The following is a 17,074-nucleotide window of genomic DNA, read 5'->3' as shown; positions in this document are numbered from 1 at the left end:
TGGAGGGAATTAATTATGAAAAGATTATTTTATTTAGCATTAGCTGCTTCTTTAACTTTAAGCAACATTTCAACTGTATGTGCAAAAGGAGTGAATTTAGATCCATCTATAAAAAAGATAATAGTTCAATCTAAAGAGTCAAATTTAAATTCAGTTAATATTATTACAAATACCATAAAAAGTAAAAATTCACATTCAGAAATAGATATAAAATATCCTCAAGTTATTGATTTAAAAGATAAACAATTGGAAACAAAAATAAATACTATTATAAAAAACACCGTAACTGATTTTAAAAATGAAACAGAGAAAATAGCTGAAAATTTAGAAAAAGATGGTTTATCAACTCATCCCTATATTATAAATGTAGATTATAAAATTCATTATAACAAAAACAACTTATTAAGTATTACTTTATCTAATTATAGCTATACAGGTGGAGCTCATGGTACAACGGATAATGTTTCTTTTAATATAGATACAAAAACTGGTGAAGAAGCTTCCTTAAAAGATATGTTCTCTTCCAACGAAGATTACAAAAAAATTATAAATAAATTTATTAGAGAAGAAATAGAAAAAAATCCAGAAAATTATTTCCAAGATGCTACTGCATTTAAAGATATACTTCCAGATCAACCTTTCTATATTGAAGATAATAATATAGTTGTATACTTCGGATTATATGAAATAGCTCCTTATTCTAGTGGAATACAGGAATTTAAGATACCTTTTAGCAATTTCAACTATGGGGTTAAAACAAATCTAAACTTAAAAAAAGATAGAGTAAAAGTATCTTCAAAAATAATAAATCAATTTGAAGAAGGCTATATAGGAAACTTAATAATTCCTGTAGTAAAAGAAATTAAAAATTCAAATATTCAAACTGCTATAAATTCTAGACTAGAAAAAGATGCTTTAGTTTTTAATGATAAACTTAAAAAAGATGGTATGGAATTTGTAAAAGAAAGCCAAAGATTAGGAATAAAACCTATAAATTATTTTGGTGGAACTAATTATACAGTATATCAAGACAATAGTAATATATTAAGCCTTACAGTACTATATAATCAATATACTGGTGGAGCTCATGGCATGTATACAAAACAAGCTTATAATATAAATTTAACAACTGGAAAAGATATAAAGTTAAAAGATGTATTTAAGCCAAATGTTAACTATAAAGATATTATTAATAAAGAAATAAATAAACAAATTGCTATTAAAAATAAAGTTACAAATGCTTCCCAAATATCAGATTTTACCGGTATTAATGACAAAACTAATTTTTATATAAATAATGGAACTATAGTGATTTACTTTCAACCATACGATATAGCTCCTTATGCCCTTGGTATTCAAGAATTTAAAATATCATTAGATTCTTTTAAAACTATGGTTCAGCCACAATTTTTAATTAAATAATATAGATAGCACAAATAACCCTTTATAAAAAACAAAGCGGAAAAGAAAAGATTTCCGCTTTGTTTTTCACCATGTTTTATCTTATATTTAATGTAATTTCATATTCAATAACTTATTCATAAGTTCTGAGGATTTACCATTCAAATCTTTAATTAAATCTGATAATGATTTTATTGTGGTTGATTGATTTTCTATAGAAGAAGCTATCTCTTCTGTTGCACTACTATTTTCTTCAGATATAGAAGCTAAATTTTCAAATTTTGATGTTATCATGTTTATATTAGAAGACATTTCTTCAGTTGAAGCTGACACTTCTTCTACACTTTCTGATACATTATTTATAGAACTTACTATATCATTAAATTTAGCAGTAACCTGCTCTACGAATTGGCTTTGCTCTGATGTCTTCTCTGATACATGTTCCATTGATACCGCTGCATTTTCAATGCCTTCTCTTACTTCCTGTATAAGTGCGAATATACTTTCTGCTGATTTTGCAGATTCCTCTGCTAATTTTCTAACTTCTTCTGCCACAACAGCAAATCCTTTCCCTTGTTCACCTGCTCTTGCCGCTTCAATAGAAGCATTAAGCGCTAACAGATTAGTTTGAGATGCTATAGCGCCAATAGCATCAGCTATTCCATTTATTTCTTGTGACTTATCCCCTAATTGTTTAACTAATTTGGAAGTCTTGTCAACCACAGAAAATATTTCTTTTGAGTGCTCCTCCAATTTTTCCATGACTCTATTTCCTTCCATTGCATTATTACTAGTAGTAATAGCTTGTTCTGTAACTTGCTGTGAACTATCTGCTATACCACCTATAGCATTATTTATTTGAACAACACTTTCAGAAGTTTTTGCAATTTCCTCTGTTTGACTTTCTATTCTCTCTGATATATGCTGTACTGCATCATTCATTATCTTAAATTCCTCTGTAGTTCTATTAAAAGAATTTGTAAAATCTTCTGTAGTTCTATTTAAATTTTGAGATAAATCATTTACTTGTTTTAAAGTAACTTGTATAGTATCTAACATCTTATTAGTATAAAAAGCTAATTCTCCAATTTCATCATTACTATCTATTTCTATTCTTTTAGTTAAATCCCCCTGTAAATCTGCCATTTCCTTCATCTTATCTACTAATACTGTAATAGACTTAGTCTGTTTCTTTGTAATAACACCTACTATAAATCTTATTATAAATAAACTTAACATCATTAACCCAATAAGAATTGCTAAACTTATAAATTGAATTCTTTTTATAGCTTGTAAATTAAAATCTATACCTAAAATTATATCCATACCATTCTTTATCTTTATAGGTATAAAAACCGAAACTTCAGAATCTTTTTTATCTCCTACAGCAAGCTTATTATTATTTAAAGCTTCATTTATTTCTCCTTCATTATATGTAGAATCAAAAGCTTCTCCAAATTTCTTATTATTTTCTTTAGATTTTTCTATTATATAGTTCCAACCTTCATTACCATTTTTCTTAATTACATAAATTTTATTAAATATCTCTGACCCTTTATTTTGCAATGCGGTTAATGCATTATCTATTTTTTTATATGGTTCACTATTTTCTTTATCATTTATTAAATCATTTATATTTCTTTCATTTAATTCATTAGATATTATATAACTAAACATAGGTTCTGCCTTAGAAATAATATCTCTTGTAATTGTTTTTACAGCTAAATATGCACCTCCTCCAACTACTATAAAAATTCCTACAGCTAACATCATAATACTTTTATTCCATTGTGTTCTTATTGTTGTCCTATTCTTACAATTCCTCTTCATTTTAATTTTACCCCTCTCCTCTCTGTGTATATTTTATTTCATTGCTACCATATCTTTTTCATTGGGCTGTACAAAAAATCATAATAAACATATGATTTTCTATAAAAATTTAAAATAAGCAATGTTATAACCTTAGATAAGTTCTTCTGTTTAATAATACTTCTATATTAATTATTATAGCAAAATTTACTAAAAAATAAATTAACTTTAGTTATTTTTACAATTTATTTATATTATCATTTTCTCATATAGTTATATACTTGATAAACCTTTATAAACTTTTAGATTGGGTATACGAATTATTTAATTAATGTAAATGTAACATTAGCAATACAAATACTTAATATTCCTGATATAAACTTAGAAATCATAAAAGCTCCCACAGATTTTGGACATACACCAGCTGCAAAACCAAGTTGTCCACCAAATACAAAAGCCCCACTTACAGCAAAAGCAGAGCAAATAACTTTCCCTTTTGTGTCCATATCCTTAAATGTACTAAATATTAATAAATTACTAGCCAAATTTCCTATAAGTCCAGCTACTGATATACTATTAATTTCTAATATCTTTCCTAATTTATCAAAAGAGTTTTTGAAAATTTTACTCAAAAAAGTTAGCATTGGATATGCTCCCCCTAAAATAAAAGCAATTTTGCCAACTACAGCCATTCCTTCACTAAAAGGAGTTAGTTCTTTAATAAATATTACTCCGAATATGACTTCAGATCCAACAAGTAGTATTCCTATACCACTTAAAATTATAATGAATGTTCCAAAAATATTAAAACCTTTCATTAAAATACCGGGAAATTTCATAAGCCCTATACTTAAAAGTAAAGAAAATATAATTATAGGAAAAAGATTTACAATTAATTCTTTTAAATTTAATTGTAAAAAAAGTCCTGCACAAAACTCTCCAATTGGTATAGTTATAATTCCAATCATTACAATATTATACTTTTATTTTTGTTTTCGTATTAGTTGAGCTATTTTTTATATATTAGCTTATAAAAAATAAAGCAACTAATATTTGAGTTGCTTTATTTTTTAAAATTACTGTATATTATTAGAATTATTAGTAATACTTCCTAAAGCACTAAGTGCATTCCTATTTTCATTTATTATTCCATTTATAAGATTTTTACTATCCTCATCAGTAATATTGTTTAATATTTGGGTTGTAGCATCCAATCCCATTTTCTCTCCTTCTATAGCTCCTTTTAAAATGCTCTGAGCATCTTTTTCATTTCTTATATTAGAAGCTATATCAGATATAAAGCCAGTTATACCTGACCCATTTAGAGGATTTCCTCCTAACTGCTGTATTTTTGTAGAGATATTTTCTGCTTGTTTTTTATGCATCTTTTGAATATTTTGTAGTTCTCCTTTTACTTGTTCATTAACTATTCCTTTAATATAGTGGTCATACTTATCAATAGCCATATATTCACCTTTTAACAAAGTATTTAAGTCATTAATATTACGGTTTTTCATATTTTAATTCCTCCTTAATATAAATTTATATTCTGCTATATTATTTTCCTTAAACTTTTTTAATAGATCTTCCATTGTAAATTGTTTTATAAAAGTCTTTCTTAACGTTTTTTTCTTTTAGGAAATATTCATAATCATGTTTTAAAAACTTTATAGTATTTATTCTGATATTAATCTTATCTTTAACCTTAGTTAGCTTATTTATTACATCTATTAATAATATTAATTTTGGAATTTTTAAACAAAAATTCCAACAGCTCTATTGTACTATTATAATTAGTATTTTGTATCTAGTATTAAATAATAAAAGGTCATTAATATAAAAATTTATATAAAATAATTCATAGCTTTCTAAAAAAAATGAATTGTAAAATCATATTCTACAATTCATTTTTAGATTAAATATTTAAGTAATCTATCTATTTAATTAAATTCTATCTTAAATCAACAATTGCTTTATATTAAATTTTGTGGATTCCCACCTAACCATTTAGTTATGTTTTCAAAAACAATATGTGCTCTTCTTATCATAGCTTCCTCTGTAGCAAAACCTATATGCGGAGAAAGTACAGCATTGGAAACACTTAATAAATCATACTCCTTTGGTATTGGTGGTTCCATATCAAATACATCTATACCAGCACCTGCTATTTTTCCTTCCTTTAAAGCTTTAGCTAAAGCTTTATTATCTACTATAGATCCTCTTCCTGTATTTATAAATATAGCATTAGATTTCATTAAAGCTATCTTTTCTTTGCTTATAAGTCCCTTAGTTTCATCATTTGCTGGTATATGTATGGATACCACATCACTATTCTTTAAAAGTTCATCTAAAGACACATATTTTATTCCTAATTTTAATGCTTCTTCCTTTTCACTTCTACTATAAGCTAGAATATTACAGTCAAAAGCTTTAGCTACTTGAGCAACTTTTAATCCAATAGCACCTGTACCAATAATGCCTATAGTTTTACCTGATAAATCATTTTGAGTAAAACCTAACTTAGTTTTTCCTTCTCTTGTAGCTTTGTCCAATGGAACTATATTTCTTAAAACCGAAAATATAAGTCCATAGGTAAGTTCTGCCACTGAAGATGTGCTATATCCTGCCGCATTGCATACTATGATATTTTTTTCTCTACAAGCTTTCATATCTATATGATCTACTCCAGTAAAAGCTACAGAAATCATCTTAAGATTTTCTACTGATTTTATTACTTCTTCCTTTAAAGGCATGTTAGCTAAAACCAAAATATCTGCTCCAGAGGCTCTTTTTTTTAAAATTTCTATATCCTCTATCCTATCATTATAGGTAACAAGTTCATGTCCTTTGTCTGTAATATCTGAAGCTATAGTTCTAATTTGATCCTCTGATATTCCAAGTGATTCAAGTATAACTATTTTCATAATTATTCATCCTCCTTAAAAAGTCTACTATTTATATAGTATAACTTTTACCTATATATTACAATGCTGCTTACGGCTTATTTTTTGCAATTTATCTGAGAAATCTTTCCATCAAAGAAGTTTTATCACTAGTAAAAGGTATTTCCAAAATAAAAGACCTATACTCTAAAGTATAAGTCTTTTATTTGGAAAGTGCTTTATCTGACCTCTATAAGAGTTTTTCTCCTTCTTGCCAGTTAACCGCACATAATCCGCCTGTTTGTAATGCTTTAAGCACTCTTAAAGTTTCATCTACATTTCTACCAACATTTAAATCATGTACTACTTGATATCTTACAACACCTTCTGAATCTATTATGAATAAACCTCTTAATGAAATTCCTTCTTCTTCTATAAATATACCATAATTTTTAGCCACACTATAGGTTTTATCTGAGGCTATTGGAAACTCTATTTTTCCAAGGCCTCCCTCTTCTTTTCTACCATTTATCCAAGCTTGATGCGAATATTCACTATCACAACTTACTGCTAAAACTTCTGCATGGGCTTTTTTAAAGTCATTATATTTATTACTAAATCCAGTTATTTCTGTTGGGCATACAAATGTGAAGTCCAATGGATAAAAAAACATTACTAACCATTTACCTTTATAATCTTCTAGGTTAACTTTTATAAAGTCACTTCCATCTCCTTTAACTGCATTCATTGTAAAGGCTGGAGCCACTTTTCCTACTAATCTATCCATATTAAAATCTCTCCTTTATTTTAAATAATCATTTCATATCTTTACATTCATATTATATTTAAACCTCTACTAGTTTATTTAGTGCTTCATCAATAGCATATTTGTCAAATCCTACCATTATTTCTCCATGAATATTTAATACTGGTACAGACTGCTGACCTGAAAGTTTAATTAACTCTTCCCTTCCTTTTTTATCTTTCAATACATCTATATTTTCATATTCAACCTTTTTCATATCTAAGTAAGCCTTAGCTTTCTTACAATAAGGACAAGTTGCTGTTGTATATATTTTAATCATTTATATTCCTCCTCTTTTCTACAATGTATTTTTCAGCCATTAAAGCTGCTACAGCTCCATCTGCAGTAGCTGTAGTCAATTGTCTAAAAAGTTTTGTTCTTACATCTCCAGCTGCAAAAACTCCTTTTACATTTGTTTGTGTAGTCTCATCTGCCTCAATATATCCTGCTTTATTTAATTTTATATAATCTTTAAATAAATCAGTTCTTGGAATCATTCCTATATATACAAATATTCCATCAGCTTCAACTTTATATGTTCCTTTAGTTTTTAAATTTTGTACAACTACACCTTCTAATTTTTCTTCACCAAAGGCATGCCTTATTTCAGTATTCCATATTACCTTTACTTTAGAACTTTTAAAAAGTTCCTCTTGAAGGCTTTTTTCTCCTTGAAAATGATCAAACTGATGAATAATAGTTATAGTCTTTGCATACCTAGATAAAAATATAGCTCCTTCTAGTGCAGAGTTTCCTCCTCCAACTACTATTATTTCCTTTCCTTCATACATCTGTCCATCACATAACTCGCAATGATGTATTCCATTACCATGGTATTTTTCTTCTTCTGGTATGGGAAGAGGTCTATATTTAGATCCAGCAGCTATTATTACTGTATCAGGTTTATATATATAATTTTCAGTTTCTATTATTTTTTCTTCATTTCTTAAATCCACTCTAACTATATTATCAAATTCATCTATATTTGCTCCTGCATTTACAGCTTGCTCTTGCATATTATTTATTAGCTGCTCTCCGCTTATCTTCTTAAATCCTGGATAATTTTCAACTATATAGCTGGCTCTTATCTGTCCTCCCACAAGTTCATCTTCCAATACAATAAAATTTAATTTTAATCTAGCAGCATATATTGCAGCTGTGAGTCCCGCTGGACCTGATCCAATTATAACCAAATCTATTTTCTTCTCTTCTTTATTCATATTAAACACCACTCAATTAATATATATTAGTATTTGATAATTATTATCTTTAAATATATATTAGTATAATATTCTTACGCTGTCAATAGTATCTTTATTATTTTTTTATTCAATGTACTTATAAATAATCATAAGTATTTTTCCTCTAAATTACTTTAAATATTCTTAATTAAATACTATATATTGTTTCATTAAATTTTTAAACAAAAGCAAATTTAAATTCATTTTTTAATAATAATACCTTGATAAATTCATTCTTATGCATTATAATGAATGTCGCTGTATAAATATTAATAAAAAAAGGGGTTTGGAGGTAACTATGGAAAAGGAACTAAATGTTAATTATTCAGTAAAAAATTTATTTAAATTCTTAATACCTTCTTTAATTGGTGTATTTCTTTTTATGCTTCCCATTCCTTACAATGGGGAAATAACTATACCTATAGCAATACTTTCAAAATTTGTATTAAAAAGTCTTGAAAGTATACTGCCAATGATTATGACCTTAATAATATGTATAACTTCTATAGGTAGCATCATAACTAAAGTTTTTAAACCAGCATCAATTCTAAATAATAAATTTTTAAACCAATTGTTTAACGTTTCTAATATGTGGTTTGTGGCTAGAATATTTGGAGCATTTTTTGCAATTTTTACATTTTTTCAAATAGGACCTAAATGGGTATGGTCAGAAGCTACAGGAGGTCTTCTTTTAAATAGTTTACTTCCAATTTTATTTTCAGTATTCATTTTCGCAGGTATGTTTTTACCCTTGCTTTTAAATTATGGATTGCTGGAATTTTTCGGTATATTATTAACAAAAATTATGCGTCCTATTTTTACTTTACCAGGGCGTTCTTCTATAGATTGTATTGCATCTTGGCTTGGAGATGGAACTGTAGGTGTAATGCTTACGAGCAAACAATATGAGGACGGTTACTACAGTAAAAGAGAATCTGCAGTTATTGGTACAACCTTTTCAGCTGTGTCTATAACTTTCAGCTTGGTTGTTATTTCTCAAGTAAATCTTGAACATCTTTTTATACCATTTTACTTAACTGTTACTTTATCTGGATTTGTGGTAGCTATAATAGCACCAAGAATTCCTCCTCTATCAAAAAAACCTGATAGTTATTATAATGATGTTAAAAAAGCTACATCAGAAACAATTCCTGAAAATTATACTCCTTTTAAATGGGGATTAGAAAAAGCATTAATAAAATCTAGTGAAAATACTAGTTTAATGGATTTTTTAGTACAAGGCTTTAAAAATGTATTAGATATGCTTTTAGGTGTAACTCCTGTGGTTATGGCTATGGGAACTTTTGCTTTAATATTAGCTGAATATACTCCTATATTTAAATGGTTAGGATTACCCTTTATACCATTATTAAATCTTTTACAAATACCTGAAGCAAAGGAAGCATCTCAAACTCTAGTTGTAGGCTTTGCTGATATGTTCTTACCAACAGTTATAGGAGCTACAATTAAAAGTGAATTAACAAGATTTGTAATAGCTTGTGTATCAGTTACTCAATTAATCTATATGTCTGAGGTAGGTGGACTTTTAATAGGATCTAAAATACCTGTAAGTATGAAGGACTTAATAATAATTTTCCTTCAGCGTACCCTTATAACTTTACCTATTATTGCACTAATTGCACACTTTTTATTTTAAATATAAAGAATAAATAATAGATATGAATAATTTTTCTTCATTGTATTAGTAAAAATTTTAGATTAAAGATTTCCTGCAGAATAACAGAAGAAAATTTTCATTAATTTATTATTTATTCTTTTTAAAAAACATTTAGCTCTTTTTAATCTATTATAGTAATTTCCTTATTATACTTATTTAAAACTTCACATCCATCATCTGTAACTAAAACCAAATCCTCAATTCATACTCCCACTTCTCCAGGAATATATATTCCTGACTCTATAGAAAATATCATACCTGGATTCACTATATCAGTGTTTACAGAAGACACATCTCCTAAATCATGTACATCTATGCCAATAGAGTGTCCTGTTCTATGATTAAAATATTTTCCATATCCAGCTTTCTCAATATATTCTCTAGCGGCCCAATCTATATCGCAAAACTTTACTCCTGGTTTAACCTTATGTATGGCTCTTTTATTAGCCTCTAAAACTATGTTATACACTTTTTTGCTATTATCCGGTACATATTTATAAAACACTGTTCTAGTCATATCTGAACAATAGGACCTATATTTACACCCTATATCTAGTATTATATTATTCCCTTCTTTAAGAGTTGAATTGTCTAATTCATGATGTGGATCTGTTCCATTAGCACCATAAGCTATTATTGGAGAAAACGAAAACCCTTCCGCTCCCAATTCTTCATATATATTAGATAATATATTTGCCATATTCTTTTCAGAAAGATCCATTTTAATAGATTTAATAAGCTTTTCCATAGCCTTATCATTTAAATTAGAAGCCATTCTCATAACATTCTTTTCTTCTTCGTCTTTATACATTCTAATTCTATCTATAATTTCGGATCCATTAATAAATGTAGCATTTGGACTTAATTCCATAAGTCTTAACAAAAGCGAGCTGACCAGTTTTTATCTATTCCTATAGTTTTATTCTTATCTATATATAGAGAAATTATCTGAACTCCATCCTTAGTATCATTAAACCATACCTTTTCCACCCCTAAATCCTCATACACTGGGAATAATTCATTTATAAACAATTTGTGATTTCCATCTATATTAAGATAAAGAGCTAAAAGTCTTTCTCCTGGATGAATCCACTTTCCTGTTAAATAAAAAATTGAAGCTGGATCTGAAATTATAATTTGCAGTATATTTTTTTCTTCCATTTCTTTTAACACTCTTTTAATTCTAATTTCGTTCATTTTTATTCCCCCTCAAATTTGCCAAAAATTAGCCTTTTTTAATATTAAATTAATGTATTTTTTATTTTTGTTCTACAAACTAAAAATATAACTAATGTTAAAGCTAAAATCCAAAAACTATAATTTAGAACATCATTCCAATTAGCTGTATTCATAATAACTGAATTTAATCCTAAACTACTCCAATATAATGGGGACCAATATAAAAATCCTTGTTTACTTTTAGGAAGTAGTATTGCCCCAACATACGATGCAGATACTAATATAAGCAAAAGTTTCATATTAGCAACACCAGCTATTTGATTACTACTAAAAACTCCTATAAGAAATCCAAATAATATAGATATTAAAGAACTAGTTAAAGTAATTACAATCATCATACCAATATTTAAAGACATCATATTTAAAATCCATAATATTATGAAACTTTCAATAATAGGTAGAATAAACCCAATTATACTCTTCCCTAAAATAAAATCTATGCTTGTCATAGGTGTGGTATTTAATGCACCTATTGTGCCTAGTTCTTTTTCCTCTATAATATTAAAACCTACAATAACACCTGAAAACACAATTGCCATCAATATAATAGAACTCGCTCCATATACTGCAACTAAAGATATTTTAGTTTCTATATTACTAATTTTCACTATAGATTCATTACTTTTTTTATTAATACTTCTTATTATTTGCTGAGGAATAAATTTAGAGCTTTCTTTTTCATTTCCTTCCATTATAACTATAAAATTATCTTTATCCTTTTGCATAATTCCAATGACATCATCAACTTTTTTCACTCTACCCTTTATTTCTTCTCTTCCATCAAATAATTCTATACTACCATAATCTTTAAATTGTTCTATAATCTTATTATCCATATTTTTATCAATAGCAAACTTAAAAGAAACAGAGTTAATACTAGGAATAAAAAAACGTAATGCAATTGCAAGAATTATTGGAATTAATATAATGTAGATTAAAAGAAATTCTCTAAAGCTGCTAATTAAGTCTCTCTTAAATATAGAAAACATCCTATTCATAATATTATCCCTCCTACCTCAATAATTTAATATTTTCTTTAATATTCTCTTGTTTTCACAGAATTTCAATTTATATTATAAAGCAAACTTAGTAGATATTTAGAATTATATTGAATATATAGCTTTATTTTACTGGAGTTTAGTAGACAGCCCCATTAGAGGTTCACATTTACCAATAATTTGAAGGTATTCACCTAAAAAGCTCTAATGCTGACCCTACCATGTCTCCCTGAGTACACAACATTTGTGCCTCTATCATTCCTTCGTTCTGCATTTTAGAGCAGGTGCTAGCGTTAATCCTCGTATACTGGGTCATTTAAGCCCTTATGGGGGTCTGAACGTGCTTAACCTTACTCTTTTTTAAAAGAACAATTTTTTATTACTTATATAACCTAAAATATCTTATTAAGCTACTTGTTGATAATTATTTAGTCCATGAACTTTATCATGTGAGTACATCAACTTTTTAGTACATAAAGTGTACATGGCTTTAATAAGTCTAACACTTAACGCTACTATTGCTTGTTTTCCTGTAAGTTTATTATCTTGTCTTTTTGTGAGATGTTCATAAATTTCCCTAAATGCTTGATTTTTGGCAACCATAACCATAGCTGCTTGATATAAGATATTTCTTAAATTAGATCTACCTCTTTTACTAATTTTAGTTTTTCCTTTTTTCATGCCAGAACTAGTTTCTTTCAGATTTAGCCCCGCAACTTTTTGAATTTGCTTATAGTCATCATACTTAGATATATCTCCTACCTCAGCTAAAAAACTTGCAGCAGTCACTATTCCAACGCCTTGTATACTTAATAGAAAGTCAGCATAACCGGTTTTATCTAAGTATTGTTTCATCATTTCTTCAACTGCATCTATTTCTTTTTGAAGCCATTCTAACTTCCTTAAAACTAACTCTAATCTATATTTTGCACCTTCTAACCCTACGGGTACGCCTATTGATTTTTTAGCTACCTCATATACCAATATAGACTTTTTCAAACCAACACGATTTTTAGTAGCATCTTTTAAAATCCGTGTAAGCTTTTCAATTCCAATATCTAAAATATCCTTCGGAAAAGGACAGGATTTTAAAATTGCTATTGAAGATTTACTTAATATATCTGAAAATAATCTTGTGAGTTCTGGAAAATATTCATCTAATAGCACTATTAGTCTTACTTTTTCAGCAATTAGCTGCCTTTTTAATTCTTGTCTATTATTACTACACAATCTTAAATTAATATATATTTCTTTTTCAAACATACATGTAAGATATTGTCCTTGATAGATTAGTTTTGATATTATTTTGGCATCCTTTTTGTCATTCTTAGTAGGACTATTGTCTTCTAATTCTTTTGTTTTATTAACATGATAAGGATTAACTAAACATATATTTATACCTCTATTTTTTAAATAGTAGGCGATATTTTTCCAATAATGGCCTGTCGGCTCCATACCTACAAGAGTATGAACTGTCCCATATTTATTTGTTAATTCTTTTATTGTTTCTAATAGACAATCAAAAGATTCTTTGGTATTCTTTATTAGGAATGGTTTTTTTATATATTCACCATTCACTACAAATTGACCATAGTGATTTTCTTTTGCAATATCTATTCCTAGAATTAAAGTATTGGGAATCATTATTATGTTATTCATTTAAGTTTACCTCCTGATATAAATTATTTGTTGTCTTTTGCAGGTTGACACAATATATTTATATCAGGTTTTTTTATTCATCTCAAAGCCTAAAACTCTTTATTACAGGAATACTCGTATAATATAGTTGCAACATTTGATAGAAAACATCTTTATTTTCTAACGAACATTACTTAATCTTATTTTAAATATTGTTACTTATTTCATTAATAAATTCCGTTTATAATAGATTAAGGACAATAAATATAAAATTATATCAATAACAACTAATTTAATTGTATTTGTATATATAATTGTTGAATTTCCTGTGGTAAACACAGTTTCTCTAATGGCAAACATCATATCATAAGTTGGTATTAAAGTGACAAATGTTGGTGAAAAGCTTGGCATAAAATATGAAACAATAGGAGCTGTAAGAAATAAACTTATACCTAATATCCATATCATTGCTTTTGATATATTATCAAAAAAACTTCCTATAAGCATGGCTAATGTAGAACTAAATATACTACTTACTATTATTGTAATGAATAAAGGTATCCACATCACCTTAAAACCTACTGTAAAAATAGTAATTATTATAGTAGATATTATACTTAAAAATGCCATAAGTGATATCTTAGAAAAAAGATATATACCAATTCCACCTGGACTTACGCCATATGATTTCGTTGTTTCTTCTTCTTTCTCCATAAATATTAGTGCAACAATAAGAATAAATGCAAGCATTACAGACTCATTTAATATCATAATAGGAACCATAGCCTTATTAAAAGAAATGTCCTTCAAACCTTCCTTGCTACCTAATACTACATTTTCAATATTGTAATTTACTGTATGTTTTTCCTGTAATAAAGATTCTAAAGATAAAGCTATAGCTCTTTTACTTTGCTCACTTTCATAACCTTGCATTATAAGTTCAGCATTTATCTTTCCTTGAGTCTCTTTCAGTATTATACCTATACTGTTCTTATCCTTTCTCATTATATCTATAACTTCATCCCTACAATTTACCCTTCTACTTCCCTGTGTTTTGCTAAAGTAATTATTGAGTTTATTTAGACTTCCTATATTTTCTTCTTCCATCATATATATAATATTTGAGTCTATACTAGCCTTTTTAGGTATAAAAAAGTTTGTTACAACTATTAATATACCTGCTACTATAGCTATTATAAGAAAAAAATAATTTCTATATGCTATTTTAAAATCCTTTTTAAGCAGTCCAAAAAAACTTTTCATACTATTTCAACTCCTTACCTGTAACTTTTATAAATATTTTCTCTAAAGTAGCTTCCTGAGTATGAATTGTTTCTATACTAGCTTTTAATATAAGCTCATTTATTCTAAGTTTTTGTTTTTCATCAGTCAAAGATAAGGTTTCTCTTTTTAAAATTTTATCTTCTCTATATTCTACAGTAACAAGCTTTTCTCCATATTTTAGTTTAAGATTTCTAGGTGAGTCCATAGTCCTTAATTCTCCATTAGTTATAAATGCTACCCTATCACATAATTCTTCTGCAATATGCATATTATGAGTGGTTAAAAATATAGTAGTTCCCATTTTTTGTTTTTCCTTTATAATATCTTTTATAACACTTGTAGTAGTAGGATCTAATCCTGAAGTAGGTTCATCTAAAAACCATATTTTAGGATTATTTATCATAGATCTTGCAAATACCAATCTTTGTAGCATTCCTTTTGAATATTCCCCTGCTTTTTTATGTGCATCTTTCTCAAGTCCAACCATTTTTAATAGTTTCATGGGATCCTCTGTAGGTACTTTAAACATACTTTTATAAAACTGTAAATTTTCTAATGCAGAAAGTTTCTTATATACATTAGGTTTTTCAAAAGAAACTCCTATATAATTAAATAAATTTTTCCCGCTTTCACTTATATCTTTTCCATTTATTAAAATCTCTCCTCTTTGCAATGGTAAAAGTCCTATAAGAATATTTTGTGTAGTAGATTTTCCAGAACCGCTAGGCCCTAAAAATCCAAATATTTCTCCCGGTTTTATATAAAAATTTAAATCTTTTATAGCATAGCTTCCATTTTTAAAATAGGAATGATATAAATTTTTCACTTCAATCATAAATTTCCTTCCCTCTAAGCTTTAAAGCCATTTTTAATTATATATAACATCTTATCTACATTATCTAAAAGAGATTTAGTATCTTCTATAACATCTTCATATTTCATATAACTAAGTAAATAGTCCATTATAGCTATATTTAAACTAGAAATCATATATGCTCCTACCTTAGTATCTATATTTAAATTTATCTCTCCTTTTCTTTTAGCTTTTTCAATAAGTTCTTCAAAAAACTTATTACTTTTCTCCATTCCCATACCTAAAATTTCCTCTTTAAATTTCATATCATTTTCTTTAATAAAATTATTCCCTATAGCCGCTAATTTAGGATTTTCTTTAGCAAATTCTATTCCTTTAATATATAGTTCTCTTATAATGTCTATAAAATTCAAATCCTCCATGTTGTGCATACATTGCATTAGATATTCAACTTTTTTCTCAGAAGATATTTCTAAAACATATTTGTATAAATCTTTCTTATCTTTGAAATATTGATATACACTTCCTTTTGATATATTTGCATTTTCAGCTATTTTAGATATACTTGCATTTTTAAAAGTATTTTTGGAAAATTCATCTATAGCCACTTCTAAAATTCTTTGTCTCTTTTCTTCAGGTAAATTCAAAAAAGTGTTCTTTGGCATAATAACCTCCATTTTTCTATATGACTTATAAGTCATGTTTTCTTACTTTTATAATATGACTATATGGTCATATTGTCAATAAAAATATAACGGAAATTTATTAATTATTTTAAATTGTAAATAATTGATAAATTTCCGTTATTATGTGTACTTTTTATTAATATAGTTTTTCATAAAACATTTCTATATGTGGAATATTATCTTCAAAATAAACTGAAGATACAATCTTAAATCCTAAGCTTTTATAAAAATCAGTTAAATATTTCTGAGCAGAAATCCTTATTTGTTTTTCGCCTAAAGTATTTTCTATATAGTCCATTCCTTTTATCATAAGTTGTCTTGCTAATCCCATTCCACGGTATTCCTTGTGTACTAGAACTCTCCCTATAGATATTTCGTCATATGAAATTCCTTTGTCTAAAATTCTTATATAAGCAACTATCTGCCCTTTATCTTCACAGAATAAATGGTATGCACTTTTATCCTTTTCATCAGCATCATCATAAGGACACTGTTGTTCAACAATAAAAACTTGATTTCTTCTCCTTAATATTTCATATATTTCTTCCACACTTAGTTCTTCAAATCTTTTAATCTTCCAATGCAATTTGTTGTTTCCT

15 protein-coding genes and 1 pseudogene are annotated in these 17,074 nt (G+C 27.2%); 2 read left to right on the top strand and 14 right to left on the bottom strand.

Annotated features, from left to right (window positions below):
* The first annotated feature begins 15 nt into the window (after positions 1-15).
* A complete protein-coding gene (locus J2Z24_RS11325; RefSeq protein ID WP_051593065.1) occupies positions 16-1,422 on the top strand; it encodes a PdaC/SigV domain-containing protein in 1,407 nt (468 codons plus the stop codon).
* A gap of 87 nt (positions 1,423-1,509) precedes the next feature.
* On the opposite strand, the gene J2Z24_RS11320 is transcribed toward J2Z24_RS11325, so the two are convergent.
* The 7 genes from J2Z24_RS11320 to trxB form a co-directional block, all read right to left on the bottom strand.
* On the bottom strand, positions 1,510-3,231 hold the full coding sequence (locus J2Z24_RS11320; protein ID WP_035144111.1) for a methyl-accepting chemotaxis protein: 1,722 nt from the start codon (positions 3,229-3,231) through the stop codon (positions 1,510-1,512).
* Positions 3,232-3,530: 299 nt separating this feature from the next.
* Positions 3,531-4,178, bottom strand: coding sequence for an ethanolamine utilization protein EutH (eutH, locus tag J2Z24_RS11315; RefSeq protein WP_051593066.1), 648 nt, complete (start codon positions 4,176-4,178; stop codon positions 3,531-3,533).
* Positions 4,179-4,286: 108 nt separating this feature from the next.
* A complete protein-coding gene (locus J2Z24_RS11310; RefSeq protein WP_051593067.1) occupies positions 4,287-4,727 on the bottom strand; it encodes a ferritin-like domain-containing protein in 441 nt (146 codons plus the stop codon).
* 456 nt (positions 4,728-5,183) lie between these two features.
* A complete protein-coding gene (locus J2Z24_RS11305) occupies positions 5,184-6,134 on the bottom strand; it encodes an NAD(P)-dependent oxidoreductase (RefSeq protein WP_035144113.1) in 951 nt (316 codons plus the stop codon).
* A 208-nt stretch (positions 6,135-6,342) separates the two neighbouring features.
* Positions 6,343-6,879: a peroxiredoxin gene (locus tag J2Z24_RS11300; protein WP_035144116.1), complete on the bottom strand. Its 537-nt coding sequence runs from the start codon at positions 6,877-6,879 to the stop codon at positions 6,343-6,345.
* A gap of 58 nt (positions 6,880-6,937) precedes the next feature.
* Positions 6,938-7,177: a glutaredoxin family protein gene (locus J2Z24_RS11295; RefSeq protein ID WP_035144118.1), complete on the bottom strand. Its 240-nt coding sequence runs from the start codon at positions 7,175-7,177 to the stop codon at positions 6,938-6,940.
* Positions 7,170-8,117: a thioredoxin-disulfide reductase gene (trxB, locus tag J2Z24_RS11290; protein WP_035144121.1), complete on the bottom strand. Its 948-nt coding sequence runs from the start codon at positions 8,115-8,117 to the stop codon at positions 7,170-7,172. The genes J2Z24_RS11295 and trxB overlap by 8 nt, the downstream gene beginning before the upstream one ends.
* A gap of 319 nt (positions 8,118-8,436) precedes the next feature.
* On the opposite strand from trxB, the gene J2Z24_RS11285 reads away from it, so the two are divergent.
* Entirely contained in the window at positions 8,437-9,795 is a 1,359-nt protein-coding gene (locus tag J2Z24_RS11285) for a YjiH family protein (protein WP_035144123.1), read from the top strand.
* 142 nt (positions 9,796-9,937) lie between these two features.
* Here J2Z24_RS11285 and J2Z24_RS11280 read toward each other — a convergent pair.
* The 7 genes and pseudogenes from J2Z24_RS11280 to J2Z24_RS11250 all read right to left on the bottom strand — a co-directional run bounded on the left by J2Z24_RS11280 (position 9,938) and on the right by J2Z24_RS11250 (position 17,061).
* Positions 9,938-11,013: pseudogene (locus J2Z24_RS11280) on the bottom strand (M24 family metallopeptidase).
* Positions 11,014-11,057: 44 nt separating this feature from the next.
* Positions 11,058-12,053 carry an ABC transporter permease gene (locus tag J2Z24_RS11275; RefSeq protein WP_035144125.1) on the bottom strand — a complete coding sequence of 332 codons (996 nt, stop codon included), beginning with the start codon at positions 12,051-12,053 and terminating at the stop codon, positions 11,058-11,060.
* A gap of 405 nt (positions 12,054-12,458) precedes the next feature.
* On the bottom strand, positions 12,459-13,712 hold the full coding sequence (locus J2Z24_RS11270) for an IS110 family RNA-guided transposase (RefSeq protein WP_035144129.1): 1,254 nt from the start codon (positions 13,710-13,712) through the stop codon (positions 12,459-12,461).
* A 198-nt stretch (positions 13,713-13,910) separates the two neighbouring features.
* The gene (locus tag J2Z24_RS11265) at positions 13,911-14,954 is read right to left on the bottom strand and encodes an ABC transporter permease (protein WP_035144132.1); all 1,044 of its coding nucleotides are present in this window, start codon (positions 14,952-14,954) and stop codon (positions 13,911-13,913) included.
* A 1-nt stretch (position 14,955) separates the two neighbouring features.
* Positions 14,956-15,810 carry an ABC transporter ATP-binding protein gene (locus J2Z24_RS11260; protein ID WP_035144134.1) on the bottom strand — a complete coding sequence of 285 codons (855 nt, stop codon included), beginning with the start codon at positions 15,808-15,810 and terminating at the stop codon, positions 14,956-14,958.
* 14 nt (positions 15,811-15,824) lie between these two features.
* Positions 15,825-16,454 (bottom strand): TetR/AcrR family transcriptional regulator, encoded by a 630-nt coding sequence (locus tag J2Z24_RS11255; protein WP_035144136.1) that lies wholly within the window; start codon positions 16,452-16,454, stop codon positions 15,825-15,827.
* Between the two features lie 157 nt (positions 16,455-16,611).
* The gene (locus tag J2Z24_RS11250) at positions 16,612-17,061 is read right to left on the bottom strand and encodes a GNAT family N-acetyltransferase (protein ID WP_035144139.1); all 450 of its coding nucleotides are present in this window, start codon (positions 17,059-17,061) and stop codon (positions 16,612-16,614) included.
* Between the last annotated feature and the right edge of the window lie 13 nt (positions 17,062-17,074).

The sequence above is a fragment of the Clostridium tetanomorphum genome, from assembly GCF_017873215.1.
In the GTDB taxonomy this organism is placed as follows: domain Bacteria; phylum Bacillota; class Clostridia; order Clostridiales; family Clostridiaceae; genus Clostridium_AO; species Clostridium_AO tetanomorphum.
The sequence above is the reverse complement of the archived record's forward strand: the minus strand, read 5'-3'. Positions and strand labels throughout refer to the sequence as shown.